The organism is Corallococcus silvisoli, assembly GCF_009909145.1.
Taxonomy (GTDB): domain Bacteria; phylum Myxococcota; class Myxococcia; order Myxococcales; family Myxococcaceae; genus Corallococcus; species Corallococcus silvisoli.
In genome coordinates, this window is the sequence record NZ_JAAAPJ010000010.1 from 314286 (window position 1) to 340303 (window position 26018).

Annotated in this window: 25 protein-coding genes; 12 read left to right on the forward strand and 13 right to left on the reverse strand. The window is 71.5% G+C overall.

Going from position 1 to position 26018, the window contains the following annotated elements; all coding sequences use genetic code 11:
* Positions 1-6 precede the first annotated feature (6 nt).
* Both GTY96_RS21570 and GTY96_RS21575 read left to right on the forward strand, forming a co-directional pair.
* Positions 7-3069, forward strand: coding sequence for a POTRA domain-containing protein (locus GTY96_RS21570; protein WP_161665655.1), 3063 nt, complete (start codon positions 7-9; stop codon positions 3067-3069).
* Positions 3070-3083: 14 nt separating this feature from the next.
* A complete protein-coding gene (locus GTY96_RS21575) occupies positions 3084-3614 on the forward strand; it encodes a hypothetical protein (protein ID WP_143900085.1) in 531 nt (176 codons plus the stop codon).
* A 19-nt stretch (positions 3615-3633) separates the two neighbouring features.
* On the opposite strand, the gene GTY96_RS21580 is transcribed toward GTY96_RS21575, so the two are convergent.
* The 3 genes from GTY96_RS21580 to GTY96_RS38305 are packed head-to-tail and all read right to left on the reverse strand — an operon-like array spanning position 3634 to position 6709.
* The gene (locus GTY96_RS21580) at positions 3634-4737 is read right to left on the reverse strand and encodes an Ig domain-containing protein (protein WP_143900082.1); all 1104 of its coding nucleotides are present in this window, start codon (positions 4735-4737) and stop codon (positions 3634-3636) included.
* A complete protein-coding gene (locus GTY96_RS21585; RefSeq protein WP_161665656.1) occupies positions 4734-5489 on the reverse strand; it encodes a hypothetical protein in 756 nt (251 codons plus the stop codon). Before GTY96_RS21585 ends, GTY96_RS21580 begins: the two co-directional genes overlap by 4 nt.
* On the reverse strand, positions 5486-6709 hold the full coding sequence (locus GTY96_RS38305; RefSeq protein ID WP_328700961.1) for a hypothetical protein: 1224 nt from the start codon (positions 6707-6709) through the stop codon (positions 5486-5488). Before GTY96_RS38305 ends, GTY96_RS21585 begins: the two co-directional genes overlap by 4 nt.
* Positions 6710-6867: 158 nt before the next feature.
* Between GTY96_RS38305 and GTY96_RS21595 the strand changes: the two genes are divergently transcribed.
* Positions 6868-7497, forward strand: coding sequence for an RNA polymerase sigma factor (locus GTY96_RS21595; RefSeq protein ID WP_143900076.1), 630 nt, complete (start codon positions 6868-6870; stop codon positions 7495-7497).
* Positions 7498-7529: 32 nt separating this feature from the next.
* A complete protein-coding gene (locus GTY96_RS21600; protein WP_235685761.1) occupies positions 7530-8261 on the forward strand; it encodes a hypothetical protein in 732 nt (243 codons plus the stop codon).
* A 107-nt stretch (positions 8262-8368) separates the two neighbouring features.
* Here the strand turns inward: GTY96_RS21600 and GTY96_RS21605 are convergent, their stop codons facing one another.
* Positions 8369-8641, reverse strand: coding sequence for a hypothetical protein (locus GTY96_RS21605; protein WP_161665659.1), 273 nt, complete (start codon positions 8639-8641; stop codon positions 8369-8371).
* A 258-nt stretch (positions 8642-8899) separates the two neighbouring features.
* Here GTY96_RS21605 and GTY96_RS21610 point away from each other — a divergent pair, with 258 nt between their 5' ends.
* Positions 8900-10231: a lysophospholipid acyltransferase family protein gene (locus GTY96_RS21610; protein WP_161665660.1), complete on the forward strand. Its 1332-nt coding sequence runs from the start codon at positions 8900-8902 to the stop codon at positions 10229-10231.
* Between the two features lie 123 nt (positions 10232-10354).
* Positions 10355-11308 carry an NAD(P)/FAD-dependent oxidoreductase gene (locus GTY96_RS21615; protein ID WP_161665661.1) on the forward strand — a complete coding sequence of 318 codons (954 nt, stop codon included), beginning with the start codon at positions 10355-10357 and terminating at the stop codon, positions 11306-11308.
* A 317-nt stretch (positions 11309-11625) separates the two neighbouring features.
* Here GTY96_RS21615 and GTY96_RS21620 read toward each other — a convergent pair whose 3' ends face one another.
* The 8 genes from GTY96_RS21620 to GTY96_RS21655 all read right to left on the reverse strand — a co-directional run bounded on the left by GTY96_RS21620 (position 11626) and on the right by GTY96_RS21655 (position 19318).
* A complete protein-coding gene (locus GTY96_RS21620; protein ID WP_143900067.1) occupies positions 11626-12453 on the reverse strand; it encodes an AraC family transcriptional regulator in 828 nt (275 codons plus the stop codon).
* Between the two features lie 114 nt (positions 12454-12567).
* A complete protein-coding gene (locus tag GTY96_RS21625) occupies positions 12568-13845 on the reverse strand; it encodes a spinster family MFS transporter (RefSeq protein ID WP_143900065.1) in 1278 nt (425 codons plus the stop codon).
* A complete protein-coding gene (locus tag GTY96_RS21630; RefSeq protein WP_161665662.1) occupies positions 13842-14777 on the reverse strand; it encodes a Ppx/GppA phosphatase family protein in 936 nt (311 codons plus the stop codon). The genes GTY96_RS21625 and GTY96_RS21630 overlap by 4 nt, the downstream gene beginning before the upstream one ends.
* A gap of 14 nt (positions 14778-14791) precedes the next feature.
* On the reverse strand, positions 14792-15979 hold the full coding sequence (locus tag GTY96_RS21635; RefSeq protein WP_161665663.1) for an aminotransferase class V-fold PLP-dependent enzyme: 1188 nt from the start codon (positions 15977-15979) through the stop codon (positions 14792-14794).
* A 58-nt stretch (positions 15980-16037) separates the two neighbouring features.
* Complete coding sequence (locus GTY96_RS21640; protein ID WP_161665664.1) at positions 16038-17327, reverse strand: DPP IV N-terminal domain-containing protein; 1290 nt, start codon at positions 17325-17327, stop codon at positions 16038-16040.
* Positions 17324-18094 (reverse strand): cell envelope integrity protein TolA, encoded by a 771-nt coding sequence (locus tag GTY96_RS21645; RefSeq protein WP_161665665.1) that lies wholly within the window; start codon positions 18092-18094, stop codon positions 17324-17326. The genes GTY96_RS21640 and GTY96_RS21645 overlap by 4 nt, the downstream gene beginning before the upstream one ends.
* Before the next feature lie 3 nt (positions 18095-18097).
* Positions 18098-18589: a protein TolR gene (tolR, locus tag GTY96_RS21650; protein ID WP_143900056.1), complete on the reverse strand. Its 492-nt coding sequence runs from the start codon at positions 18587-18589 to the stop codon at positions 18098-18100.
* Positions 18590-18601: 12 nt separating this feature from the next.
* A complete protein-coding gene (locus GTY96_RS21655; protein ID WP_143900054.1) occupies positions 18602-19318 on the reverse strand; it encodes a MotA/TolQ/ExbB proton channel family protein in 717 nt (238 codons plus the stop codon).
* A 153-nt stretch (positions 19319-19471) separates the two neighbouring features.
* On the opposite strand from GTY96_RS21655, the gene GTY96_RS21660 reads away from it, so the two are divergent.
* The gene (locus GTY96_RS21660) at positions 19472-20485 is read left to right on the forward strand and encodes a hypothetical protein (protein ID WP_143900052.1); all 1014 of its coding nucleotides are present in this window, start codon (positions 19472-19474) and stop codon (positions 20483-20485) included.
* Between the two features lie 128 nt (positions 20486-20613).
* Entirely contained in the window at positions 20614-21429 is an 816-nt protein-coding gene (murI, locus tag GTY96_RS21665) for a glutamate racemase (RefSeq protein ID WP_143900050.1), read from the forward strand.
* A 28-nt stretch (positions 21430-21457) separates the two neighbouring features.
* On the opposite strand, the gene carF is transcribed toward murI, so the two are convergent.
* Entirely contained in the window at positions 21458-22315 is an 858-nt protein-coding gene (carF, locus tag GTY96_RS21670) for a plasmanylethanolamine desaturase (protein WP_143900048.1), read from the reverse strand.
* Between the two features lie 256 nt (positions 22316-22571).
* On the opposite strand from carF, the gene GTY96_RS21675 reads away from it, so the two are divergent.
* From GTY96_RS21675 to GTY96_RS21690, 4 genes are all read left to right on the forward strand, one after another.
* A complete protein-coding gene (locus GTY96_RS21675) occupies positions 22572-23144 on the forward strand; it encodes a nickel-dependent hydrogenase large subunit (protein WP_143900046.1) in 573 nt (190 codons plus the stop codon).
* 94 nt (positions 23145-23238) lie between these two features.
* Positions 23239-23931 (forward strand): cell division ATP-binding protein FtsE, encoded by a 693-nt coding sequence (ftsE, locus tag GTY96_RS21680; RefSeq protein WP_143900045.1) that lies wholly within the window; start codon positions 23239-23241, stop codon positions 23929-23931.
* Positions 23928-24830, forward strand: coding sequence for a cell division protein FtsX (locus GTY96_RS21685; protein WP_143900043.1), 903 nt, complete (start codon positions 23928-23930; stop codon positions 24828-24830). The genes ftsE and GTY96_RS21685 overlap by 4 nt, the downstream gene beginning before the upstream one ends.
* On the forward strand, positions 24827-25963 hold the full coding sequence (locus tag GTY96_RS21690; RefSeq protein ID WP_201756264.1) for a murein hydrolase activator EnvC family protein: 1137 nt from the start codon (positions 24827-24829) through the stop codon (positions 25961-25963). Before GTY96_RS21685 ends, GTY96_RS21690 begins: the two co-directional genes overlap by 4 nt.
* Positions 25964-26018: the final 55 nt, after the last annotated feature.

The following is a 26018-nucleotide window of genomic DNA, read 5'->3' on the forward strand; positions in this document are numbered from 1 at the left end:
ACCGCGGTGCTGCTGCTCGTGTGCGCGTTTCCCGCGCTCGCGGCCCCCCGCGATGACGACGCCCCTGACGTGGTGGCGGTGGAGCTGCATCTCCCGGAGGGCAGGTCCACCGAGGGGTTGGCGGGGCTGGTCACGGTGCGCAAGGGCCAGGCGCTGACGCCCGGCGCGGTGCGCAAGTCCGTGGAGCAGCTGTTCGCCACGGGGCGGTTCGCGGACGTGGTGGCCCTGACGCAGGACGTGCCCGGGGGCGTGCGGCTGGTGTTCCAGCTCACGCCGCTGCCGCTGTTGTCGCACGTCGCGGTGCGGGGCAACCACGTGCTGACGTCCGGTGAGCTGCTGGAGGCGAGCGGCTTGTTGCAGGGCGGTCCGTTGGATCCCGAGGAGCTGGACACGGCGGCGGCCTCCGTGCGCGAGGCCTACCAGCGCAAGGGCTACGACGCCGTCGACATCCAGGTGGAGCAGCGGCCCGTGCCCGCGGGCGGCGTGGCGGTGACGCTGGTGGTGGAGGAGGGCAAGCCGACCCGCGTGCGGCAGGTGACGTTCTCTGGCAGTCCCGCGCTGCCCCTGCCGCGTCTGGTGGCGGCGCTGGGGATGAAGCCCGGCGAGGTCTTCGACCGAGCGCGACTGGATGGCGGCCTGGAGCGGCTGCGGGCGCTGCTGCGCGAGGGTCAGCACTGGCAGGCCTGGGTGGGGACGCCCACCATTGTCGTCGAGGACAGCGAGGCGTCCGTGGCGGTGCCGGTGGCGGCGGGGCCCGCGTTCCACCTGCGCTTCACGGGCAACCACCGCTTCCCGGACGCGGTGCTGGCGCGCGTGGTGGCCTACGACGGCGAGGAGGCGATGGACGAGGCCGTGGCGGCGCGGCTCGCTCGGCGGCTGGAGGCCTTCTACCGGCGGCGGGGCTTTCATGACGCGCGCGTGCGGGCCTCCGAAGCCGTGCGGCCGGACGGCGACGCGGCCGTGCTGGGCTTCCAGGTGGACGAGGGCGCCCTGCTGCGCGTGACGGACGTGCGCTTCCACGGCAACGCGGCGCTGTCGTCAGGCGCGCTGCGCTCCATGCTGACCAATCAGGTGGCGGTGCTGGAGACGTGGCCGGAGCTGGACCTGCCCATGCGCGAGGACCCGCTGGAGACGGAGGGCCGCGAGCGGCGCCAGGCCATGGGGGCGGTGCCGCCGCCGGATCCCTCCACGGTCTACGTGGAGGACGCGTGGCTTGACGCGGCGGACGCGATGACCGCGACCTACCGGGAGCAGGGCTTCGCCTCCGCGCAGGTCACCTTCCGGGGCCTCACGGTGGACGCCATCCACCACACGGCCGAGGCGGACTTCGACGTGGAGGAGGGCCCCCGGGCGCTGATGCGCGCGCCGCGCTTCGAGGGCATGCCCCCGGAGGTGGACCCCACGTGGGTGAAGCTGCTGCTCCCCGTGGGACAGCCGCTGAGCTTCGAGCGGGTGGAGCAAGCGCAGGCCTCGCTGGAGCGGGGGCTGGGCCGGGAGGGCTTCCTCTTCGCGCGCGTGAGCAACGCGGTGTCGGTGGATGGAGAGGGCACGGCCGCGCAGGTGGTGTTCCGCGTGGACGCGGGGCCGCGCGTGCGCGTGGGGCAGGTGCTGCTCCAGGGGCTGACGCGCACGGATCCGGACGTGGTGCTGGCGCTGCTGGGCCTGAAGCCCGGCGCGCCGCTGTCGGTGGAGGGCCTGGCGGAAGCGCAGCGCCGGCTGTCGCGGCTGGGCCTGTTCCGCCAGGCGGAGGTGTCGCTGGCGGACCCCAACCGGCGCGAGGCGTCCAAGGACGTGCTGGTGACGGTGCAGGAGCGCCCGCGCATCGACGGCGAGGTGTCCGGCGGCTACTTCCTGGTGGACGGTCCGCGCATCACGCTGGACACGGCATGGCGCAACCTGGATGGCCGGGGGCTGAACCTGCTGGCGCGTGGCAAGGTGAACTACGCGGGCGCGAGCGCGGAGGCCCTGTCGTCGTCGCGCCAGCCAGCCGGGTGCTCCACCGGAGAGCTGTCGGGAGAGGCGTGCGAGTCCGACCTGGAGGGCCTCAGCGGCCTGGGCGGGCGCGGCAACCTGGCGCTGTCACAGCCGCGCCTGTCCTTCCTCGCGCCCCAGGAGATTGGCGCGCGGCTGGACCTCATTGGCGAGCGCGCGCACCGGCCCTCGTACCTGTCCACGCGGTTCGCCGCGGTGGCGGGCGTGGACTGGGCGCTGGCGTCGTGGGTGAACGTGTCGCTCCAGTACGAACTGGAGAACAACCGGCTGCGCTCGCGCGCGGGCGTGCTGGAGCTGGTGAACCGCGCGGACCAGGAGCGCCTGCGCTATCCGTACGGCGACTTCGCGCTGCACTCGCTGCGGCCGTCGATGACGCTGGACTTCCGCGACGACCCGGCGAATCCGCGGCGGGGCATGGTGCTCAGCACCAGCGTGGAGTTCATGCGCGGCATCCGCGTGCGCCCCACGGACGTCGCGGGCAGCCGCGTGCCGGAGTTCCCCATCGACGGGGTGAAGCTGTCGGGCAGCGTGAGCGCGTACGCGCCGCTGGGCCGCCGCGCGAGCGTGGCGGTGAGCGCGCGGGCGGGCACCATCGTGCCCCTGACGCAGGGGTCGCAGAACATCGGCTCCAAGCTCTTCTACCTGGGCGGTTCGTCCAGCCTCCGGGGCTTCCGCGAGGACGGCGTGCTGCCGCAGGACGTGCGCGAGGGGCTGCACCAGCGGCTGGCCGCGTGCCGCGCGGTCATCACGCCCGCGGGGTGCCCGGACGACCTGAAGGCGGTGCTCGCCGGGCAGGTGCCCGCGAGCCAGGGCGGCGAGCTCTACACGCTGGGCAAGGCGGAGCTGCGCGTCCCGGCGGTGGCGGCGGTGGACCTGGGCCTGTTCTTCGAGGTGGGCAACCTGTGGCAGGACCGGACGCTCTTCGACCTGGGCGTGCTGCGCTATACGGCGGGAGTGGGGCTGCGCTACGTGACGCCCGTCGGTCCGCTCGCCTTCGACGTGGGCTTCAACCTGGACCGCGACGAGGCCCTCAACGAGGCGCCCACGCAGTTCCACTTCAGCATCGGGACGTTCTGACCGGAGGCCTGCGCTTGCGACCCGACCGTCCGCGCCGTGGAAGCCCTGGAGGGTGGGCCCTGCTGGGCCTGCTGCTGCTCGCGTGTCAGCACGGGCCGGACGCGGACGCGAAGCCTCCGCGCCCCGCGTGGATGCCTCCGGAGGGGAGCTGTCCTCGCGGCGCGCGGCTCCAGATGGAGCGATTGGGGCTGAAGGTGGGGGACCGCATCCCCGTCATCGTGGACAGCATCCAGGACCATCCGGGACCGGCCCGTTACAACTACAGCTTCGTCATCGCGCTGCCGCAGGCGGAAGGGGAGACGAAGCTGCCGGGGGCGCGCATCGGCGGGCGGCTCTACGTGACGAAGCACCGCGTGTTCGGCCGGTACGATCGCATCTTCACGCCCGAGAGCGGCGCCACGTCGGTGCCGTTCTGTGGCGTGCTGCTGGACTCGCGGTGGGACCGGGATGGGGAGGGACTCATCGCGTACCCCAGCCCGATGAAGGGCTTCTCCGTGGTGCAGGACAACACCGGCGTCATCCAGGTAGTGGACGCCTACCCGTGAGGCCCGGGGCCGCGGGGGCTCAGTCGATCTTGAGCGAATAGCCCAGCTGGGTGCTGCTCAAGAGGTCGACGACGCTCAGCTCGAAGGTGTAGGTGCCCGAGCTCGTGGGGGTGCCGTAGAGGATGCCCTGTTGGGTGTCCAGGATGAGGCCCGGAGGCAGCTCCCCCTTCTTCACGCTCCAGGTGAACGAGCCGGTGCCGCCGGTCCACTTGAACGCATAGCTGTAGTCGGTGTCCACGCGGCCGTCCGGCACCGCGCGCGACAGCAGCTTGACGAACCCGGTGGCGTCCACCGTGGTGAGCGTGAGCTGGCGGGTGCGGCTCTGCGGCGGCACCTGGCTGTCCGTGACCTCCACCGTGAAGGTCTGCGTGCCCTGCTGCGTCGTCGTGCCGGTGACGCTGCCGTCCGAGGCCAGGGAGACGCCCGCGGGCAGCGACTGCCCCTCGACGAGGCTGAAGAAGTACGGCGCCTGTCCCCCCGTGGCGGAGAGGCGCTCCGCGTAGGGCTTCTTCTGGGGAATGTCCGCGAGCGGCGCCGGGCCGGCGAGGCGCAGCACGGGCCGCACGCGCAGCAGCAGGTTGCCACTGGCGCGCTTCATCGGCGTGCCCTGGTCGGTCACCTCCACGGGAAGGAACGCATCCCCCGCGCGAGTGGGCGTGCCGGTGATTTGGCCGTCCGTGCTCAGCGCGAAGCCCGCGGGAAGCTGACCGGTGGTGTTGAACGTGTACGGGGGCGTTCCGCCACGGGCCTGGAGCTGCGCCACGTAGGGGATCGTCTCGATGCCCTCCACCAGGATGTTGGACTCCAGCGCGAGCGCGGAGGGCCCCGCGTCCGGGGTGCCCGCATCCGTGCCGCCGTCGTCCACCGCGCCCGCGTCCTCGGCGCTCGCGTCCGTGCCGCTGTCCGCGCCCGCATCCTGCGTCTCCGCGGGTTCGGACTTGTCGCAAGGACCGCCCTCGCCACAGGTCGGCAGGCAGCGGTTCTCCGATGCCAGGCACTTGCTGCCGGAAGGACAGCCTCCGGCCGCGTCACACGCGGCGAAGCGCGACAGGTCCGGTGCGAACGTGCAGGCGCCCATCGTGAGCAGGGCGGCGCCCATCAGCGCGGTCAGCGCTCTTCTCATGGCAGCTCCCAGATGAAGGACACCGCGCCGCCCAGACCGAGCAGCGCGCCCACGCCCAGCAGCACGTTGGACGTTCGCGCCTGACGGCGCCCGGCGCCGAGCCGTGAGGAGAAGCACTCCTCGAAGGTCTCCCCGGCCGCGGCGCACTCGCCCCCATGCCTCGACACCTTCGACTCCGTGCTCCGGGCCGCGAGTCCGAAGCCCACGCCCGCCGCGAGCGCCACGCCGCCCGCGCCCAGGAGCACCTTCGGCAGCACGCGCGAGCCCCGCGGTTCGCGCACCACTCGCGCCGTCCCCAGCGGGGCCCAGACCTGCTGGAGCGCCTGGCGCGCCCGCGCATCCGCTTCGCCCGGCGTCGTGGCGGGGGCCTCGAACTGCGCGCGCGTCTCCGTGCCGCGTGAGTCCGTCACCGTGAGCGCGACGCTGCGGATGCCTCCCACGCCCAGCGCCACGCCCCGCACGAGCCTGCGCGCGCTCAACGCCGTGGCTTGCGCGCTCCGGCACTCCGCGTTGCCACACGCGGCCAGTGCCTCGCCAGAGCCGCGCAACCGCTCCAGCGTGTCCTCGCGGGACTCCAGGCACGCGTCGGGGAGGGCGGCCACCGCGCGCCGCGTGGCGTCCTCCAGCGCGCGGGCCTCCGTGGAGGGCAGGGCCAGCCGCTCGAAGGGCACGAGCATCACGCGCGTGTCCGCGTCGCAGGGCGCGGCGCCTGACAGCGTCATCAGCAGCAGGGACGTGGCGGTCAGGCTCATGGCGTGAGGGCCGCGTCGGCCTCCTCCGACGGGGGCGTGATGCCGAGGCTCGCCATGTAGCCCCGGTAGAAGCGCGGCCCGAAGGGCACGGAGAAGAGCCTGTCCCGGAGCGCGTCCTCCACGGCGCCCCGGGCCGCCATGGTGGACTCGGTCCAACGCAGGCCACCCGCGTCCACCACCTCTCCCGCGCGGGTGACGGCGAAGGGCGCCTCGCGGCCGGTCGTCCGCAGGAAGTAGCCCCGGCCCGGCGGCAGCGACACCACCAGCGGGCGCTCCCGCTCCTTGTGCAGCTCCACCACCCGGATGCCGCGGGCATCCTCCACCCACAGCCGGCCCGAGAGGCCCGTGGGCACCAGCAGGTAGCCCAGCGACGCGGCGCTGCCCAGGTCCGTCAGCGCGAACGAGCGGTCCAGCGCGGGCGGCTGGATGAACACGCGCGGCTGCCCGCGCACATCGTCCATGCCCTGGCTCGCGGCGGCCACGAAGGCCCGCAGCTCCGCGTAGTCCACCTTGCCATCGCCGTTGACGTCTCCCGCGCCCGACAGCGCCGAGCGCACCATGTGGCTGAAGACGCCGGAGCGGATGGCGCTCCACTCGTGGCTCTCCTGCTCCGACGACGTGGACAGCACCACGCCCACCTGGGGGAAGCGCTCCAGCTCGCGGTTGCCGAGCAGTCCCTTCACCGCGTCCACGTACGCGGGGCCCACGGGCAGCGCGCCGCGCGAGTGGACGAAGAAGTACGAATCACACGCGTCCACGATGAGCTGGATGAACGCCGCCTTGCTCGGCGCGAGCACCCGCGCGTACAGCTGCGTCCGCGTCAGCGGCCCGTCCAGCAGGCTCACCGCCCCTTCGCCCGCGGCGCCGCGCTTGCCGTGGCCCACGAAGACGAAGGACAGCACCGGCACCGCGCCCCGGGCCCGGTCCTCGGCCATGCGGTCGTTCAAGCGGGCGAGCGCCTCCTCCAGGGCGGGGTGCGTGGGCGGGCGCGTCTTCGCGGCGAGCCCCGGGTGCAGGGCCTGCGTGTCGCTGTCCAACACACTCAGGAGCACCACCTCGCGCGAGCGTGGGGCGAACAGCTCGTAGTACCGGGCCCCGTCGTCGTCCGCGTAGCGCAGGGGGGCCTGTGATGGCTCGGTGCCCGTGTTGCTGGCCACGATGAGGGCGTAGTGCACCTGCTCGGGCGCCGCGCTCGCCGCGGTTCCGAGCAGGAGGAGCACACCCAGGGCCAGGGTCCTGTGGGACGGCGATCGCATGGGGAGTGGCGCGGTGCGCTGTGAGAAAGGATGCCATGGGGCGCGTCCGACAATCCACCGGAGGCCGCTCGCGACAACATGCGGATGACGGGACCGCGACGGTCGCGGTAAGCCCTTGAGGGATGGAGTGGGATGACGACACGCTGCGCCGTTTTCGCGAAGGCACCCCGGAGGTGTTGGCGGAGGTGTATCGCGCGCACGCGGAGCCGCTCGCCCGCCTGCTCAAGGCGGCCGCATGGCGGGGAGCCTTCACCCGCTTGAGGAGCGCGATGGAGCTGGAGAACACGCTGCTGGAGACCTTCGCCCGCGCGTTCGAGCCCCGCACGCGCGCGGCCTACAACGGCACGCGCCCCTATGCCCACTTCCTGATGGGCATCGCGCGCAACGTGCTCCTGGAGCAGTCGCGCGAGCGCGAGATGGTGGGGCGTGACGAGCCCTTCGAGGGCCTCACCGACGCGTCCGCCGAGGATGGCGGCCTCGCGGAGCTCCTGGAGGACCGCGAGGTGGAGGCGCTGCTCGCGGCGTTCAAGGAGGGGCTGTCGCGTGAAGAACACCGGCTGTTCGAGCTGCGCTTCGGCGAGGGCGTGGCCCAGGAAGAAGCGGCCACGGCGCTGGGCCTCACGCGCATCCAGGTAAGGCGGCGCGAGTTCGGTTTGAAGTCGAGGCTGCTGGGGTTCCTCCAGGCGAAGGGATACCTCCAGGATCTGCGGACGCAGGGCTGGAGCTTCTTCACGCGGCGGGGTGCGCGATGAGCGGATGTGACGACCGCCAGGCGAAGCAGCGGATGTCTGCCCTCTTCGAGAAGGGCCGGGACGCGCTGGACGCGGAAGACTTCGAGCGCCTGCGCGCGCACCTGACGACGTGCCCCGGATGTCAGGAGGCCTACAACCGGCTCTCGCGCGTGGAGTCGGTGCTGGAGCAGCGAGTGCTCCCCCAGGCCCGGAGCGCGCTCCTGGAGCAGGCGCTGTTCGCGCGGATGGCGAAGGCTGGGGGGCCCGCGACGCGTCCGGTGGCGGAGAAGCGGAAGTGGTTCGCCTCGCCCCTGTTCATGCCCCTGTCGCTGGGGGCGGCCGCGGTCGCGGTGGCGTTGGTCGCGGTGGCGCCATCGCTCGAGCGTCGTGAGACGCCGGAGTGGCAGGCGCGCTCGGCGGCTCCGGGAGAAGGCGCCTGGGGCGTGCGGGCCTTCTGCATCGCGCCCACGGGCGCGGTGCTCGCGGAGGCCGGTCCTGGTGGAACGCTGGCGTGCGCGGAGGGCAACGCGGTGCAGTTCAGCTACACCGCGCCAGAGCGCGTGCGCCTGTCGGTGGAAGGCACGTCCCAGGCGGGAGAGCCGCTGCGCTTCTTCCCCGGTGAAGGCGCGGCCCCGGAAGTCGCCGCGGGCGTGGACGTTCCGCTGTCCTTCAGCACGCCGGTGCGGGGCGGATGGCTGACGGGCCCCGTGCCGGTGCGCGCGCGCTTCACCGACGCGCAGGGCCGCACGCTCGCGGACACGCAGGTGACGCTGACGCCGCGCTGAGCCCCGGGGCTCGGCGCGGGAACGCCGCGGCTCCCGCAACGAACAACCCCTCCCCCGTGTGGACACGGGAGAGGGGCGGGGACCGCCGTGCCTTGTGGGGTCCGTGACTACGGACGCGGGACACGGCGCTCCACTGCCGCGGTGCCGGTGTCCTGGGGGGAGCGTTTGAAGAAGCCCTTCATCTTCACGCTCCAGGTGCCGGCGGTGGGGTTCGAGATGGGGACGGATTCGGCGACGGAGGTGCCTTCACCGAGGGATGCGACGAGCTCGTCCGTGGGGTCGTAGACCTCCAGGTCCAGGTCCGGGTCCAGGTCATGGGCGGGGTTGCCCCAGGTGGGGGGGATGCGCGGGGCGCCCGCGGGCACCGCGAGCGCATGCATGTGTTCGGCGGCGCGCGGCCCTGCCCCGCGACAGCCAACGCTTCATGGGGTTGCTCTCCGAGGGGTGACGCGGCTTCCAGCCCGCGCACGAAAAAGAGGTGTCGCGGGCAAGGCGCCCTGGATCGCGGTCTCCTCGGATTGTTCCGTTTGGGTTGAAGCTGACCGGCTGCCTCGGAAGAGGGTCCTTCCGGCCCCTCAGGGTGACAGTGTCCGGAGTGGGGCGGGTCCGAGGTGGGTCGCCGGTATACAGTCCGTCCTGTGTTCTATGCGTGTGTGCGGGCGGTGATGGCGCTGGCCCTGAGGCTCTTCTACCGGGTGAAGGTGAACACCCCGGGGGAGGCGCCGTCGGGTCCGGTGCTCTTCGTAGGCAACCATCCGAACGGGCTCATCGACCCGGCGCTGGTGTTCATCCTCACGCGTCGCCAGGTGACGTTCATGGCGAAGGCGCCGCTCTTCAAGCTGCCCGTCATCGGGTGGCTCCTGCGGGGGTTGGACGCGTTGCCGGTGTACCGCAAGCAGGACGACCCGACGCAGATGGGGCGCAATGAAGGGACGCTGGACGCGGCGAAGGGCGCGCTCGTGCAGGGGCGGGCCATCACCATCTTTCCGGAGGGCAAGAGCCATTCGGAGCCCGCGCTCGCGGAGCTGAAGACGGGCGCGGCGCGCATCGCGCTCAACGCCGCGCGCGAGGGCGCTCCGGTGCGCATCGTCCCGGTGGGGCTCACCTACGCGGAGAAGAACGTCTTCCGCAGCGAGGTGCTCATCGACCAGGGGGCGCCCATCGACGTGGCGGCCTTCCTGCCGAAGGACGCCGCGTCGGAGCAGGACGCGGTGCGCGCGCTGACGGAGCGGGTGGCGGAGGGGCTGCGCTCGGTGACGCTCAACCTGGAGCAGTGGGCGGACCTTCCGGTGGTCCACGTGGCGGAGCAGCTCTATGCGTTCCGCCAGGGTGGCACTCTGGCGCCGGAGCGGCTGCGGCTGTGGGCGCGCGGAGTGCGGCTGTTCCGAGCGGAGGAGCCGGAGCGCTATGAGCGGCTGCGGCAGCACCTGTCCTCCTTCGGCCATCGGATGTCGCTGGTGCAGGCCACGCGTCCGGAGGAGCTGTCCGTGGAGTACCGCCCGGCCAACGTGGTGCCCTTCGTGGTGAAGACGCTGCTGCGGCTGGTGTTCGGGCTGCCGTTGTTCGCGGTGGGGCTCGCGCTGTTCGCGATTCCGTATCCGCTGCCCCGGATGGCGGCGCGGCGCGCGGAGCTGGACATCCAGGCCACGGTGAAGTTCCTCACCGCGGTGGTGGTGTCGCTGGTGTGGTGGTGGGGCCTCACCGCGGTCGCGGCGGTGGGGGGCGGGTGGGGCTGGGGGCTTGGGACCTTCGTGGGGGTGCCGTCGCTGGCGCTCTTCACGTTGTCGTTCGCGGAGCGCTGGGATGCCATCCGTCACGACCTGGAGCTGTTCTTCACGCTGGGCAACCGGAAGCGGCTGAAGGCCCGGCTGCTCGCGGAAGGGGAGCGGCTTGCGGGGGAGGTGGAGCGGGTGGCGGAGGAGTACCGGCCGAGGATCGAGGTGCCCGAGGCCTCGCCCGTCGTGCGGTAGACGCGCGGGCCGTGGCGGCCCGGAAGATCCGCCGATGCCGTCGAAAAACCCGCCCTGCTGGGGGCCTTGGGCCGGTCGTTAGATTTCCTCCAGGAATCAACGACAGCTCAAGGGAGCAGGGCAATGGCGACATACGACGTGGTCATCGTGGGAGGCGGTCCGGGAGGGCTCAACGCCGCGCTGTATCTGGGGCGCGGGCGCAGGGCGGTGCTGTTGTGTGACGCGGGCACGCCCCGCAACGCGGCGGCGGAGCACATGCACGGCTTCGGGTCGCGCGACGGCATCCCGCCCTCGGAGTTCCGGCGCATCAGCCGCGAGCAGCTCCGGGCCTATCCGAACGTGGAGGTGCGCGACACGCGGGTGGGCTCCGTGGAGAAGCATGAAGGGGGCTTCCGCGTGGCGCTGGGCGACGGGAGCACGGTGGACACGCGCCGGCTCCTCCTCGCCGTGGGCATGGTGGACGTCATGCTGGACATCCCCGGCTACAAGGAGCTGTGGGGCCCCAGCATCTTCCAGTGCCCGTACTGTCACGGCTGGGAGGTCCGGGACCAACCCCTGGGCGTGTTGCTCACGGAGCCGCAGTACCTGGACCACGCGGCCGTCATCCAGAACTGGTCACAGGACACGACGGTCTTCACCCATGGCGCGTTCGCCATGACGGCCGAGCAGCGTGAGAGACTCCAGGCCCTGGGCATCGGCCTGGAGGAGCAGCGGATCCGCGCGCTCCACGGGAAGGACGGCCATCTGGAGGCGGTGGAGCTGGAGGACGGGACGCGGGTGGCGCGCAAGGTCATGTTCTCCGCGCCGCCGCAGCGACAGTCGGAGCTCGTGACCCGGCTGGGACTGGCACTGGATGAGCAGGGCTTCGTGAAGGTGGGCCCGGTGGGCGAGACGTCCGTGCCGGGCATCTCCGCCGTGGGGGATATGACGACGCGTCTCCAGGGTGCGCTCATGGCGGCCAGCGCTGGCGCTGTCGCGGCGGCCATGATGAACCACGGCCTCATCCAGGAGGACGCGGACCGTCGCTACACGGCCGTGACGGGGAAGCCTCCGGCCTCGAAGCAGAAGCCGCACTGAGGCCCGCGCACGCGGTCGTGAGGCCACTTTTGCCGGTGTTTGCCGCGTGAGGCCCGGCGTGGCTTCCCGGCCGGTGTTCGCTTCGCGGGGCCATGCGCGAAATCGCCTCTGGCTTCGCGGGGCTCGGCATGGCTTCCCGGTTGGTGTTCGCTTCGCGGCCCTTGCGCGAAATCACCTCTGTCTTCGCGGGGCTCGGCGTGGGCTTCCCGGAAGGTGTTGGCGTCGCGAGGCCATGCGCGGCATCACCTCGGGCGGTGTTCGCTTCGCGAGGCTGCCGCGGCCCGCGGGGCGTTCGCCTCGTGCAGGCGCTGCGTGGCTCAGCTGGCGGACGGCGCGCGGTGCTGCCGGCGCCACGCGGCGGGCGTGAGTCCCTCCGAGCGCCGGAACAAGCGGATGAAGTGCGTGGGGTCCGCGTAGCCCACGCGCTCGGCGATGATGTCCACGCGCTCGTCGGTGGACAGCAGCCGCCGCCGCGCTTCCGCGAGCCGTCCGGAGATGATCCACTCCACCGCGCTCTTGCCCGTGGCCTGTTTGATCGCTGTCGTGACGTGAGAGGGAGAGCGGTTCACGGCGGCGGCCACTTCGCGCAGCGAGATGGGCTCCAGGCAGTGCCGTTCGATGAACGAGAGCGCTTCCCCCGCGAGTGACGCCCGCATGTCCACGGGCGTCCACGCGCTCGCGCGAGCCACCTCCGCCAGCACCAGCGAGAACAGGCTGCGCGTCACCTGCTCCCCCAGCGGACGGTGCTGCGTGAGCGTCTCCTCACGCAGCTCCGACAGCAGGCGCACCAGGTGCTCCTGACGACTGGAAGGAATCGATACGACGGCGGAGGCACCCTGGCGCACGCGCTCGAAGGGCTCCAGCAGCGGAGCTACCTCCGTCCGGGCGAACGCGGACGGATGGAACCCGAGGCCCCAGGCCTCCGCCCGCTCGGCCATCACCATCCGGTGCTTCTCCCCAGAGGGGATGAGCATCACGTCGCCCGGGGACAGGGTGAAGCGGGTGCGTTGATGGATGACGGCCCGGCCGCCCGTGTAGAGGGCGAGGACGGCCTGGGGATGCGACGCGACATGGGCGGAGGGCGTGGGGTGGCTGCGCCCGCATGCCACGAACACAGGGGCCGAGGATGCGTGCAAGGGATGCATGGGTTGCCCGGCAGCCACGAAATGCCTCCGCTTCCTTCCCTGGCGAGCAGCGAACCTGCCCGCACGACCGGATGGGGGCTCGGATGCATTCCGCGCCCCTGCGTTTCTCCCGGCTCAGGCCTGCGCGCGGGGCACGGCCTCCCGGAACAGCTTCGCGCCCAGCAGGAGCGCCAGTCCGCCCAGCAGCACTGGCACCGCGTTGATGGCGATGGCGGTGTGGAGGCTGGCCATGTCGGCGATCTGCCCGATGAGCGTGGGCGAGATGGCGTCCCCCAGCATGTGGATGCACAGCACGTTGAGGCCCATCGCGAAGGCGCGGAACGCGGGCGGCACGCAGTTGACGATGGCGGCGTTGATGGGCCCGCTGTTGAGGAAGATGAGGAACTGCGCCACGCCAATGGCCGCGAACGTGAGCGCCGTGTCCTGCAGGTTCACCGCCAGGTACATGCACGGCGCCGCGAGCAGCAGGCCCACGCCGGACATCCACAGGCCGCCACCCACGCGCTTGCGGTCCAGCCTGTCGCCCAGCCAGCCGCCGGCCACGGTGCCGGTGAGGCCCGCCACGGCGGTGATGGCGCCGAAGACCAGCCCCACGCGGCCCGGATGCTCCAGCCACAGGTGCCGCTCGCGCACCAGGTACGTGGGCATCCAGAACGCCAGCCCGCCAATGGAGAACGTCATCAGCGTGTAGCCGGCCGTCGTCGCCCAGAAGGCCATGTTGCGGCCCAGCCCCTTGAGGCCTTCCATGAAGGGCAGCTTCACCGTCGCTTCCGGCCCGTCCATGGCACCGCGTCGCGGCTCCGGCATGAAGAAGGCCATCGTGCCCAGCACGAGCCCGGGCACGCCGCCCGCGAAGAACGCCGCGTGCCACGAATACGTCTGCGTCAGCCACCCGCCCAGGCCGTAGCCCATCGCGGAGCCCACCGGGATGGCGATGTAGAAGTACGACAGCATCCGCGTGCGCTGCTCGCGCGGGTAGAGGTCGGAGATGATGGACGGAGCCACCGCGCCGTAGCCCGCCTCGCCAATGCCAATCACCGCGCGCGCCAGCAGCAGCGCGGTGAACGAGGCCGCCAGGCCGCTGGCCCCGGTGGCCAGGCTCCACAGGACGACGCCGCCCGCCACCAGCAGCCGGCGCGGTACCCGGTCTCCCAGGAAGCCTCCCAGGGGCGAGGCCAGCATGAACACGATGATGAAGACGGTGCCCAGCAGGCCCGACTGCGCGTCGTTGATGCCGAAGTCCTTCTGAATCTCCGGCAGCGCCACGGCGATGATGTACCGGTCGAGGTAGTTGACCAGGTTGATGAGCGTGAGGATGAACAGCGCGTAGCCCGCGCGCACGGACTGCGTGGCGGACGCGCTGGACGAAGCGGTGGGGGAAGAGGCGTTCATGAGGAGGACGGGGCCGAGCCGAAGCGGTGTGCCAGCAGGCCCCAGCGCAGGCCGCGGTCGCTCACGCGGCACGCATCCAGGCCCAGCGCCTTCACGGCTTCGCGCAGGATGAGGGCCCCCGCGGGGATGACGTCCGCGCGCTTGGGCTGCAGGCCCGGCAGCGCCCGTCGCGCGTCCAGCGGCAGGCCGCACAGCATGTCCGTGAGCGCGTCCAGCTCGCCCCGGGACAGCGTGCCGCCGTGGACCGCCTCCGCGTTGTAGGTCGCCATCCGGTGCTGCACGGCGTACAGCGTCGTCACCGTCCCGGCCACGCCCACCAGCATCGCGGCTGGCGGAGGCGGAGGCAGCGCGGAGAAGGTGTCGCGCAGATGCGCCTCGATGGCGGCGCGCTCGTCCGGGGACAGCGGGTCGGTGCGCACGAAGCGCTCGGTGAGCCGCACCGCGCCCACGTCGAAGCTGTGGCGGAAGGCCACGGTCCCGGCGTCACTGCCGTAGATGAACTCCGTGGACCCGCCGCCAATGTCCACGACGAGCAGCGGACCCGCCGCGTCCCCGGCGAAGTCCTGGGCCACCGCGGCGAAGGACAGCTGCGCCTCCATCTCCCCGGGGATGATCTCCACCGTCACGTCCGCGCGGGCCTTCGCGGCGGCGATGAAGTCCGCGCCGTTCTTCGCGTCGCGCGCGGCGCTGGTGGCGGACACCGCGATGCCCTCGGCGCCCAGCTCGCGGGCCTCGTTCGCGAAGGCGACCAGCACGGACAGCGTGGCCTCCATTCCGTCGGAGGAGAGCACGCGGCTGGTGTCCACGCCCCGGCCCAGCCGGGTGATTTCGGCGCGTTCCACCACGGCCTGGAAGCGCCCGTCCGGCAGGCGGTCCGCGACCAGCAGCAGCACGGAATTGGTCCCGATATCGATGGAGGCGAAGCGCGGCATGCGGCGCACACTACTCAACGCAGCAGCGCTTCCAAAGCGTCCCCCAGGGCCTCGTAGTCCGCCGGGGTGTTGTACAGCTGCGCGGACAGCCGCAAGTGCCGCCGGGGCGCCCGGGGCCACGGGGTGACGGGGACCTCGATGTGGTGTGCATCGAACAGGCGCACATGCAGCGGGTCCAGGTAGAGCGGAGGCTCGGGGCGCTCCGGGAAGCCGTCCGGCAGGGCGACGCACGCCATGCTGCCCACCATTGACTCCGGGCAGAGCGGGGCCGCGTTGCCCAGCCGCGCGTCCAGGCGCTTGCGGGCGGCCAGCACCTTCGCCCGGTTGGACGCCATCACCTCCGGCCACCCGCCCGGCACCAGCCCCCCGATGACGCGCAGCGCGGTGGGGATGCAGAGGAAGGGCGTCGGGTCGTGCGTGCCCGTCCAGTCGAACTCCAGCCGGAAGCGCGAGCGGTCCGTGCGCGGCGAGTTGTGCCCGTGGCTCACCACCAGCGGCTTCAGGGCCGGCTGCAGGTCCCGGCGGACGTAGAGGAACGCGGCGCCCTTGGGCGCGCACAGCCACTTGTGGCAGTTGCCGGTGTAGTACGCCGCGCCCAGCTCCCTCAGCTGGAGGGGCACCATGCCCGGCCCGTGGGCCCCATCCACCAGCGTCTCCACGCCCCGCTCGCGCAGTCGGCGCACCAGCTCCGCGAGCGGCAGCACCAGCGCCGTCTGGCTGGTGATGTGGTCCACCAGGAGCAGCCGCGTGCGCGGCGTGACCTGCGCCATCACCGCGTCCACCACCGCCTCCGGCGAGGTCACGGGCCAGGGCAGCTTCGCCACCACCACCTTCGTGCCCAGCGCGGCGCAGGCCACGTCCAGCGCGTTCTTGGACGCGTTGTATTCGTTGTCGGTGGTGAGCAGCTCGTCACCCGGCTGGAAGCGCAGGCCGCGCAGCACGGTGTTCACGCCCGTGGTGGCGTTGGGCACGAACGCCACGTCGTCCGCGTCCGCGCCCACGAAGGCCGCGAGCGCGGCGCGCGCTTCATCCAGCAGCGCTTCCACCTCGCGGCCCAGGAAGCGCACGGGCTCGGATTCCAGGCGTGCTCGCAGCTCGGACTGGTGCTGGAGCACCGCCGTGGGGCACGCGCCGAACGAGCCGTGGTTGAGGAAGACGACCTGCGGATCCAAGCCCCAATGGGAGCGGAGGGGAGCGCTCATGAAGTGCGCAATGCACTCCGGCGCGTCCCCCCTGTCAACGGCACCCCCGGTGCGACGACTACTTCGCCGCCGGAGCGGAGCCCCAGTCCGGGGTCAGCCAATTCCCCTTCTCCATGGGGAGCGGCAGCTGGTTGTTGCCGTCGGAGGTCATCACGAACAGGTGCGCGCCGCCGATGCGGTTGGAGCTGAACATGATGAGCCGGCCGTTGGGGGAGAAGGTGGGCTCCTCGTTGTTGCCCTGGTCCTGCGTGAGGCGCGTCACCTTGCCCGTGTCCACGTTGACGGTGAACAGGTCGAACGCGTTGCGCTCGTCGCGGGCGGTGAAGGCGATGAGGTCCCCGCGCGGCGACCAGTCCGGCGTCTGGTTGTAGTTGCCCTGGAAGGTGAGCCGCTTCACCCCGGAGCCATCCGCGCCCATGACGTACACCTGCGGGCTGCCGCCCCGGTTGGACACGAAGGCGATGCGCTTGCCGTCCGGCGACCAGGTGGGGCTGGTGTTGAGGCCGTAGGGCGTGTCGGTGATGGCCTTGGCGCCGGAGCCGTCCGCGGCGGCGATGTAGATCTGCGCGCTCTCACCCTCCGCCAGCGCGTACGCGATGCGCTTGCCGTCCGGCGAGTACGCCACGCCCGTGGCCATCTGCCCGTCCGTCACCAGCGGCTTCGCCTCGCTGCCCGGCGTCTGCACGTAGATGTCCGGGCGGTTCTTCCGGTAGGACGTGAAGGCCACCTGGCCGGACGGGCTGAGCGTGGGGAGGATGTGCGTGCCGCCCTTGGTGAGCGCCTGCGCGTTCATGCCGTCCCAGTCCGCCACGAACACGTCGCGGTTGGCGCCCGCCTTGCGCACGTAGGTGATGCGCGACAGGAAGGGGCTCGCCTCGCGGGTGAAGTGCCGGTAGAGCGCGTCCGCCAGCGCGTGCGCCAGCTGCCGGGGCTCGTTGGCCGGCGCGTCCTTGGCCACCTTCAGGTCCTCGTGGCCCGTGGCCACGCTGAACAGGCGCAGCTCCCCGCGCAGCGCGCCGCCGTCCTGCGCGAGAGACACCTTCACCAGCGACTCCGCGCCCACGTCCGCCCAGCGGCTGAAGTTGATGCTGCCCGCGGTCATGCCCTCCTTCGCGTCGGCGGTGAAGCCCGCGCGGTCCAGCACCTGGAAGATGCCGGAGGCGGCCAGGTCGTACGTGAAGGCGGTGTCGAACGTCTGGGCGGTCTTCTTGTCCGCGCCGTCCTGCACCACGGGCGCGGGGGCCGCGAGCGGCAGCGGGCGGAAGTTCGCGCCGGAGATTTCGATGACGGGCGCCTGCGCCAGGACCAGCGCGGGGACGAGGAGGAGCGACAGCAGGAAGGCTTTCATGGGCTGAACACCAGGACGACGCCGTTCTTCTGGAGCGCGTCGCGAAGCGCATCGGGGGGAGGAGAGAAGGGAGAGGCCTTGCGCACGGCGGCCACCACCGCCGCGTCGAACAGCTCGTTGCCACTGGCCTTGGCCAGGCTCACGTCCAGCACTTCACCCGCGCGGCCCAACCGCATGGCCACCTGCGCCTTGAGGTACAGGCGCTCCGCGTCGGGGATGGTGTCCGCCACGTTGTAGTGGCGGCGCACCTGGGACTTCAGCAGCCCGTAGTACCGCTCGCCCTCCGCGGTCGCGGAGTCACCGTCGGGGTCGCCGTCCTCGGCCCCCTCCAGCTCCTCCGGCTCGCTGGGCTTCGCGGACTTGTCGAACGCGCCGAACAGCTTCTTGCGCCGGTCCTCCGCGGTCGCCTCGCCCTTCTGGGGCGCGGGCGCGGGGGCGGGCTTCACGCCGGGCACCGCCACCGCGGTGGGGGAGGGCGCGGGCGCGTCCGTCGGGGGCGTGGGCGTGGGCTTCGCCACGACCTCCTTGGGCGGAGGCTGCGCGACCTCCTTGCGAGGCAGCAGCTTCGGGTCGCGCGGCTTGCCCAGCCGCACCAGCGACGCGTTGATGGGCTTCTGGTCCAGGTTCAGCTTCGGCGCGGACGTGAAGCGCGCGTAGAGCAGCGCCGCCGCGAGCACCGCCACGTGCCCGCCCACGGAGAAGGCCACGAAGCGCGACAGCCGCGTGGGCCGCGTCACCAGCAGGCTGTGATTCACCGCGGAGCTCATGGGCTAGCGCTTCGCCTCCTTGGGCTTGCCCTTGCCGCTGGGGGCGGCGGGCGCCTTCCCGGAGTTGGACGTCTTGCCCCCCGGCGCCGGTTCCGTGATCATCCCCACGTTGGCGATGCCCGCGCGCTGCGCCGCCGCCATCACCTCCACCACCACGCCGTAGGGCACGTCCCGGTCCGCGTGGAGGTAGACCTCCTTGTCCGCCTGCGCCTTGGCGTTGGCGGCGAGCTTCGTCTCCAGCTCCTCCAGCGGCACCTCCGCGTCCCCGATGTAGACCTTGCGCCCCGCGTCGATGGAGAGGACGACCTTCTTCTCCGCCGCCTCCACCGGGGCCGCCTTCGTCTCCGGGAGGTTCACCTTCACGCCCTGCTGGATGAGGGGCGCCGTCACCATGAAGATGATGAGCAGCACCAGCATCACGTCCACCATGGGCGTGACGTTGATCTCGCTCATGGTGGTGCGGCCACCGCCGCCCTTTCCTCCGCCCATGCCCATGTGGTGGGTCCCCTAGCGGAAGAAGTGCCGCTTGATGATGTTGAGGAAGTCCGCGGAGAAGTTGGACATCTCCGTGTCGAACACCTTGATGCGGCTGACGAACGAGTTGTACGCGACCACCGCCGGGATGGCCGCGAACAGCCCCGCCGCCGTGGCGAAGAGCGCGTTGCCCACCGGCGCCGCCACCGTGGCCAGCGTCGCGTTGCCCTGCTCCGCGATGTTGTTGAACGCGCCCAGGATGCCAATCACCGTGCCGAACAGGCCCACGAACGGCGACGCGGCGCCCACGGTGCCCAGGAAGGACACCCGGTTCTCCAGTTCGGTGATCTGCGCCGTGGCCGCGCGGTTGAGCGCGCGCTCCACGTTTTCAATGCCGCCCAGCTTGGCGCTCATCGCGTCCTCGGCGCCGCCGCCCTCCTTGCCCGTCTGCGCCAGCTTGCTCAGCTCCTCGTAGCCCGCGCAGAACACCTTCGACAGCGGCGAGCCCTCCAGCTTCTGGGCGGACTGGTAGATGGCCTCCAGCCGTGACGCCTTCCAGAACGTGTCGAGAAAGGTGAGCGACTGGGCGCGGGCGCGCGACAGCTGGGTGGCCTTCATGGCGATGAGCGCCCAGGAGGCCACGGACACCGTCATGAGGAGCAGGAGCACCGCGAGTTCGATGAACGACGCGTCGCGGATGATCTCCACGTAGTTCATGGCGGCGAGGGCCAGGGGCAGGTGGGCAATCATGGGGTCCAGCGCGTAACATCCCGTGCTCGGGCGGGTCAAACCCGCCGTCGATGCCCGGTTGCTTTGGGCGGGAGTGAATAATTCCCGGACTGAGTCGTCTGGACAGGTGTTACGGGCCGACGACCTCAACTTCCCGAAACACGGATGCCCACCATGAACGCGAGAACGCTCGCCGCATTCCTCTGTCTCTCCGCCGGCGCCACCGGCTGCATCATCGAAGACAACAGCCCGCGCTACCCCGGCGACGTCCGGATGACGTGGAGCTTCGACGGCGCCAGCTGCAGCCAGATGCGAGACATCCAGGGCGTCGACATCTCCATCGGGGGGGAAATCCTGGAGAACGACGGCCGCTATCCCTGCCAGGCCAACGGCTTCGACGGCATCGTCCTGCACGACTTCGCGCCCGGCACCTACGCGTTCGACGCGGTGGCGGTGGACTACAACAACGCGGCGCGTTTCACGTACCACGGCAGCTTCACGGTGGACGGCAACATCTCCGTCCCCATCACCTTCTCGTCGGGCGGCCCGCAGCAGGGCAAGACCTTCGCGTACGTGAACTGGCTGTTTCCCACGGAGGCGGGGTCGGGCTATCCGACCTGCCAGCAGGCGGGGGTCGCCTACGTGGATGCCCGCGTGGATGACGGCTCCTGGGCGCGCTTCGACTGCTACCAGGGGAGCGAGGGCCGGTCGGTGAGCACCCCGGAGCTGGCGCCCGGACAGCACTACCTGGAGGTGGTGGCCATGGACGTCCGCGAGCGCCCCCTCTACTACTTCGGCGGTGGCTTCACGGCGCAAAACGGGGTGCCGGCGTCCGTCACGGCGAACACCTACGCCATCGGCGGGGCCGCGGTGGGCTGGCAGCTCTACGAGGGCAGCGTGAAGCTCAGCTGCAGCCAGGCCGGCGTGAGCGAGGTGGGCATCAACTTCCAGGACACGCACACCGGCGAGTGGGTCTACGGCTCCGAAGGCCAGTGGTTCGGGTGCAACGAGTCCCCGGCCATCTTCGAGTTCCTCCGCCCCGGCGAGTACTTCGTGTCCTTCCGCGCCTCCGGCACCGGCAACCGCGCCTACGAGTCCCGCAGCGACCTGCCTCCCATCCGCGTCTATGCCCACGACTTCCCGGGCGTGCCGGATGCCCTCAACGCGCCGGTGTTCCGCGTGCGGTAGGCCGCACCCTCCGGTCCGGGTGGCACGGGCCAGGGTCGGAAGCCATCCAGGCTTCCGGCCCTTCGTGCGTTCCGGGGCCCGGAGGCCGGCCACGGGCGTTGGCATCAAACGTGATAGGGACTGCCCCCATGCGGCAAGACAGCCACGGTCCCATCGGCGTGTTCGACTCCGGCATCGGAGGGCTCACGGTCCTCAAGGCGCTCATGGCGCGGCTTCCCCACGAGCGCACGCTGTACCTGGGGGACACCGCGCGGGTGCCCTACGGCACCAAGTCCGGCGAGGTGGTGACGCGCTACTCGCTGAAGAACGCGGAGTTCCTGCTGGAGCGTGGCATCAAGCTCCTGGTGGTGGCGTGCAACACGGCCTCCGCCGCGGCGCTGCCCGCGCTCCAGGCCGTGCTGCCGGTGCCGGTGCTGGGCGTCATCGAGCCAGGGGCCCGCACGGCGCTCCAGCGCACGCGGGGCGGCGGGGTGGGCGTCATCGGCACGCCGGGCACCATCCGCTCCGGCGCGTACCAGCGGGCCCTGGAGGCCGGCGACCCGAGCGTCGCGGTGAAGGCGACGGCGTGCCCGCTCTTCGTGCCGCTGGCGGAGGAAGGGTGGACCACGGGGGACGTGCCGCTGCTGGTGGCGAAGGAGTACCTGGCCGGCTTCGCGCGAGACGGCGTGGACACGCTGGTGCTGGGCTGCACCCACTACCCGCTGCTCAAGGGCGTCATCGCCGAGGTCGTGGGGCCGCACGTGTCGCTGGTGGACTCGGCGGAGGCCACCGCGGAGGCGGTGGCGGAGCTCCTGGAGGCGAGGGGACTGCTGGCGCCCGCCTCCGTGGGGACACCGGAGCACGCCTTCTTCGTCACCGACGTGCCGGAGCGCTTCGTGGACGTGGGGGCCCGCTTCCTGGGGCGCCCCATCCCTTCCGCGGAGCAGGTGGACCTGCGCTTCTAGGCGGCGGGGGCGCGGCCCGGGCCCCTCATCAGGGCGCGGAGCGGCTGGACGCGGGGGCCGCGGGGTCCTCGGCGGTGGCCTTGAGCAGCTCCTTGGCCGCCTGGAGCACGGGCACCTCCTGGGCGCCGTCCACGGCGACCAGGGCCTGGGCGGCCTCGGTGCCGATGTCGTCCTGGCGGGGCAGCTGGCCGGTGGCCCAGGTGATGAGCCGCTCCATCAGCGGGAAGAAGTGGATCATCTTCAGCGGCCGGTTCATCCAGCCCACGGTGATGCAGTAGTACTGGTTGAAGGGCGCGGTGTGGTGGATGCGGTGGTGGTCCGGCGGCAGGATGAGGTGCACGCGCTGGAGGAAGTGGATGAGCGCGGGCGGCGAGTCCAGGTGCGACCACTTGTGGAACTGGTTGGTCGCCATCACCCAGAAGATCATCGCGCCCAGGAACGCGGCCAGGAACACCCAGCCCGGCCCGTTCAGCGGCACCGCCACCGCGAGCGCGGCCACCGGCAGCGACACGAGGCAGTTGTTGCCGTTGGTCTCCACGAAGTCGTGGCGGGTGATGGCCTTCTCGTCGACGTGGTGCTCACGGAAGGGGCGGATGAAGGCCTTGCCCAGCACGGGCATCTCCGTGGAGCCCCACGTGTCACCCATCCAGTGGACCAGGCCGGATACGAAGTCCGCGGCCAGGTAGCCCAGCACCACCGCCAGGATGAGCAGCCACGGCCCGGTGTGGTGGGTGCTCCAGAGCTTGTAGATGAGCGCGCCCTCCAGCGTCACGAACGCGAGGATGGAGGCGATCTCCATCGCGCGGATGGCCGGGGAATAGCCCTGCGCGAGCGCCTGGGCATCCTGCAGGCGGACCTTGTCGGCGATGGTGTCCGGCTTCTTCATCGGTGGCTTTTCCGCCCGCGGCAGGGAAGGTGGGTCCGACGGCGCGATCGTCAGAGGGGTTTACGTACCCCAGGGCGTTTCGGCTTTTCAACAGAGGTGGCCATGCCCGCCAGGCTGGTGTCCCCGTGTGGATCCGCACACGGAAGGTGGCGGACGCACACGGACCTGGAGCGCGCGGACGCGGGGTTCGGAGCGGGGTGCGTGACGCTTACCTTGTGAAGCCCGGACCCCGCTGGTACGGTGCCCGACCTCGGCAATGGCGAAAACCTTCGAAAAAGCCGTCACTGGCTTCAATCACAACATCAAGCACAAGGGGAAGGTCTACCACGTCCAGACCGAGGACTCGGGCGTCAACAACCCCCACATCATCACCCACCTGTTCGTGGGCGGGAACATCCTCGCGTCCAAGAAGACGTCCTACGCGGACATCCTCAACGCGGAGAACCTGGCGGAGGTTGTTCGCGAGTTGATGGAGGAGCAGCACAAGGAGATGCTGCGCAACCTCATCAACGGCGTGTACGACAACTACGAGTCCACGGTCCGTTCGTACCAGCCGGGCCAGCTCGCCACGGACGCGGAGGTCGCCGCGCAGCCCAAGCTGCAGCCGGTGCCCACGCAGCAGCCGCGTCCCCCCACGCCGCCTCCGCCGCCCGTCGCGGCCACGGGCTCGCAGCTCCCTCCGGAAGTGGCCGCCGCGCGCGCCCTCAAGGAGAAGCCCCGCATCAACGAGGTGGGCGTGGAGACGCTCTTCGGCGAGGACCTCATCTCCGAGAAGAGCCTGGACGAGGTCATCCTCAGCTACCTGGCCAGCGAGGGCGAGCCCTCGTAGCACCCGCCGTGCGTCGTGGCGCCGCGCCCGGGCCCGTTCCTGGGCGGGCTCCAGGGCCGTGGTAGGCTCGCCGGAGGCGCCCCCGCTTCCGGTCATGATCCAGTTCTTCCACGTCTACAAGGCGTATCCCGGCGATCCGCCGGTGCTGCAGGACATCAACCTGAACGTGGAGAAGGGCGAGTTCGTCTTCCTCACCGGCCCTTCCGGCGCGGGGAAGACGACGCTGCTCAAGCTCATCTTCTGCGGGGAGAAGGCCACCAAGGGGCAGATACTGGTGGGCGGCAAGAACATCGCGCGCATCCGCGAGTCGGCGGTGCCGTACCTGCGGCGCAACATCGGCGTGGTGTTCCAGGACTTCAAGCTGCTGCCCCACCGCAGCGTCGCGGACAACGTGGGCTTCACGCTGGACGTGCTGGGCGTGCCCCGCGCGGAGGCGCGCGACAAGGTGTACCGGATGCTCAAGCAGGTGGGCCTGGAGCACAAGGCGCACTCGCTGCCGCTGCGGCTTTCGGGTGGAGAGCAGCAGCGCGTGGTCATCGCGCGCGCGCTGGTGAACGACCCCACCATCCTCCTGGCGGACGAGCCCACGGGCAACCTGGACCCGGCGCTCACCGTGGAGATCATGGACCTGCTCACGGACATCAACATCCGCGGCACCACGGTGATGGTGGCCACGCACGACGCCACGCTCCTGTCGCGCTACCAGAAGCGCACGGTGCGCCTGGAGCGCGGGCTCATCGTCTCCGACGAGGACGGCGTCAAGGCGGCGCGGCGGATGCTGGTATGAGCGTGTTGTCGAAGGCGGCCTACTTCTGGCGCTCGGCGGCCGGGGGCTTGAAGCACGCGCCCTTCGTGCACTTCATCGCCGTGTCCACCATCGCCATCGCGCTGTTCGCCGCGGGGCTGGCGCGCGGCGCGTCGCACGTGGTGGACAACCTGCTCGCGTCGCTGGGCGGCGAGGTGGAGGTGACGCTCTACCTGGCGCCGCAGCTGGGCGAGGACGAGGTGCACGGCGTGCACACGCGCGTGGTGGAGCTGAGCCACGGCGAGGTGACGGTGGTGCCGCCGGAAGCGGCGCTGAAGCGCCTCAAGCGCGAGCTGGGAGACCTGGGCGAGGCCTTGTCGGAGCTGCCGGAGAACCCGTTGCCCGCGACGCTGGAGCTGCGCGTGCCGGAGGCCAGGAGGTCTCCCGCGGCGCTCCAGGCCCTGGCGAAGGAGCTGCGCGCGCTGCCTGGCGTCACCGGCGTGGACTACGGCGAGGCCGCGGTGGAGCGGCTGTCCGCCATCGCCCGGGCGCTGAGCTTCGGGGCGCTGGTGGCGCTGGTGGTGGTGCTGGGGACGACCGTCGTCATCGTCGCGGCGACGCTCCAACTGGCCATCTATTCGCGGCGCGAGGAGATTGAAATCCAGAAGCTGGTGGGCGCCACCGACCGCTTCGTGAAGACGCCCTTCCTCCTGGAGGGGCTGCTCCAGGGGCTGTTGGGCGCGCTGGTGGCGGTGGGCGGGCTGTGGCTGTTCGGCCGGCTCCTGGGGCCCACGCTGGGCTCGCTCTTCGCGTTCCTCCTGGGGCCGGGCGTGGCCGCGCCCTGGGTGGAGACGCGCACCGCGCTGGAGCTGCTGGCGGCCGGGTGCGCCCTGGGGCTGGGCGGCAGCTTCGTCGCGGTGGGGCGCTTCCTGCGCGTATGAGACGGCTCGTCTGGCTCATGGTGCTGCTGGGCGCGGCGACCGCGTCCGGTCAGCAGGACGAGGCGGCGGAGCGCGCGGCCATCCGCGAGAAGCTGGCCGCGCAGCGGGCCACGCTCGCGCTGGTGGAGGCGAAGAAGCTCTCCGTGCTGGAGGGCATGGAGCTGATGGAGGACATGGCCGCCTTCTCCCGCCGCCGCGTGCGCGCGCTGGAGGGGGACTTGAACCTCTTCCGCCGCCGCGTCGCCCTGGCCGAACGCGAGGAGGCCGTGCTGCGAGAGGCCCTGCGCGCCCAGCTGCGCCGGCTGTCCCCGCGCCTGCGCACCCTGTACCGGCTCCAGCGCCGCCGGCCCCTGGAGGTGCTGCTGTCCGCGGAGGACTTCGCCGCGCTCATGTGGCGCTCCCGCGCGCTGGAGGCCAGCATGGCGGGGGACCTGGAATTGCTCCGCACCGTGCAGCACGTCGCGGGGCTCCAGCGGCAGGCGACGCTGGAGCTGAAGCGGCTGCACACCTCGCTGTCCGAACGCGTGGCCTTCCTCCAGCAGCAGTCGAAGCAGGCCCAGGCCCAGCAGGAGGCGCTGGAGGAGGTGGTGGGGAAGCTGGCCGGCGAGGCGGAGCTGGCGAAGCGCGCAGTGCGCGAGCTGGAGGGCGCGGACGCGGAGCTCACCCGCATGCTGTCGGACCTGCACGAGGCCCCCGCGACGAGCGGCTTCGGCGCGCTGAAGGGCAAGCTGCCCCGACCCGTGGCGGGCATCGTGGAGGTGGGCTTCGGCCGCGTGGTGAACCCGCGCTTCAACACCGTCACCGTGCAGAAGGGCGTCGACATCCGCGTGCCCGCCGGCACCCCCGTGCACGCGGTGGCGGAAGGCACCGTCGTCTACGCCGGCTGGCTGCGCGGCTACGGCAACCTGCTCATCGTCGACCACGGCGATGACTTCCACACCCTGGTGGCCCACCTGTCCACCATCGCCGTCGCCGTGGGAGCCCGCGTGGCCCCCGGTGACGTGGTGGGGGAGGTGGGCGACACCGGCTCCCTCAAGGGCGCCTACCTGTACTTCGAGGTCCGGCGCGCGGGGCAGGCCGTCGACCCCGCCCCGTGGCTCGCCCCCGCCTCCGCCTCGGTGAGCACCCCCTGACATTGTCATCTTGATGCGCTGCGTCTGAGATGCGGGGGCGTTAGAAGGTGCCGGC

Bases quoted from the DNA above. Each gene is read 5' to 3' on its own strand.
- GTY96_RS21580 (WP_143900082.1), bottom strand. From the start codon at position 4,737: ATGAGAAGAGCGCTGACCGCGCTGATGGGCGCCGCCCTGCTCACGATG.
- GTY96_RS21585 (WP_161665656.1), bottom strand. From the start codon at position 5,489: ATGAGCCTGACCGCCACGTCCCTGCTGCTGATGACGCTGTCAGGCGCC.
- GTY96_RS21595 (WP_143900076.1), top strand. From the start codon at position 6,868: ATGGAGTGGGATGACGACACGCTGCGCCGTTTTCGCGAAGGCACCCCG.
- GTY96_RS21600 (WP_235685761.1), top strand. From the start codon at position 7,530: ATGTCTGCCCTCTTCGAGAAGGGCCGGGACGCGCTGGACGCGGAAGAC.
- GTY96_RS21605 (WP_161665659.1), bottom strand. From the start codon at position 8,641: ATGCATGCGCTCGCGGTGCCCGCGGGCGCCCCGCGCATCCCCCCCACC.
- GTY96_RS21615 (WP_161665661.1), top strand. From the start codon at position 10,355: ATGGCGACATACGACGTGGTCATCGTGGGAGGCGGTCCGGGAGGGCTC.
- GTY96_RS21620 (WP_143900067.1), bottom strand. From the start codon at position 12,453: ATGCATCCCTTGCACGCATCCTCGGCCCCTGTGTTCGTGGCATGCGGG.
- GTY96_RS21625 (WP_143900065.1), bottom strand. From the start codon at position 13,845: ATGAACGCCTCTTCCCCCACCGCTTCGTCCAGCGCGTCCGCCACGCAG.
- GTY96_RS21630 (WP_161665662.1), bottom strand. From the start codon at position 14,777: ATGCCGCGCTTCGCCTCCATCGATATCGGGACCAATTCCGTGCTGCTG.
- GTY96_RS21635 (WP_161665663.1), bottom strand. From the start codon at position 15,979: ATGAGCGCTCCCCTCCGCTCCCATTGGGGCTTGGATCCGCAGGTCGTC.
- GTY96_RS21640 (WP_161665664.1), bottom strand. From the start codon at position 17,327: ATGAAAGCCTTCCTGCTGTCGCTCCTCCTCGTCCCCGCGCTGGTCCTG.
- GTY96_RS21645 (WP_161665665.1), bottom strand. From the start codon at position 18,094: ATGAGCTCCGCGGTGAATCACAGCCTGCTGGTGACGCGGCCCACGCGG.
- tolR (WP_143900056.1), bottom strand. From the start codon at position 18,589: ATGGGCATGGGCGGAGGAAAGGGCGGCGGTGGCCGCACCACCATGAGC.
- GTY96_RS21655 (WP_143900054.1), bottom strand. From the start codon at position 19,318: ATGATTGCCCACCTGCCCCTGGCCCTCGCCGCCATGAACTACGTGGAG.
- GTY96_RS21660 (WP_143900052.1), top strand. From the start codon at position 19,472: ATGAACGCGAGAACGCTCGCCGCATTCCTCTGTCTCTCCGCCGGCGCC.
- murI (WP_143900050.1), top strand. From the start codon at position 20,614: ATGCGGCAAGACAGCCACGGTCCCATCGGCGTGTTCGACTCCGGCATC.
- carF (WP_143900048.1), bottom strand. From the start codon at position 22,315: ATGAAGAAGCCGGACACCATCGCCGACAAGGTCCGCCTGCAGGATGCC.
- GTY96_RS21675 (WP_143900046.1), top strand. From the start codon at position 22,572: ATGGCGAAAACCTTCGAAAAAGCCGTCACTGGCTTCAATCACAACATC.
- ftsE (WP_143900045.1), top strand. From the start codon at position 23,239: ATGATCCAGTTCTTCCACGTCTACAAGGCGTATCCCGGCGATCCGCCG.
- GTY96_RS21685 (WP_143900043.1), top strand. From the start codon at position 23,928: ATGAGCGTGTTGTCGAAGGCGGCCTACTTCTGGCGCTCGGCGGCCGGG.
- GTY96_RS21690 (WP_201756264.1), top strand. From the start codon at position 24,827: ATGAGACGGCTCGTCTGGCTCATGGTGCTGCTGGGCGCGGCGACCGCG.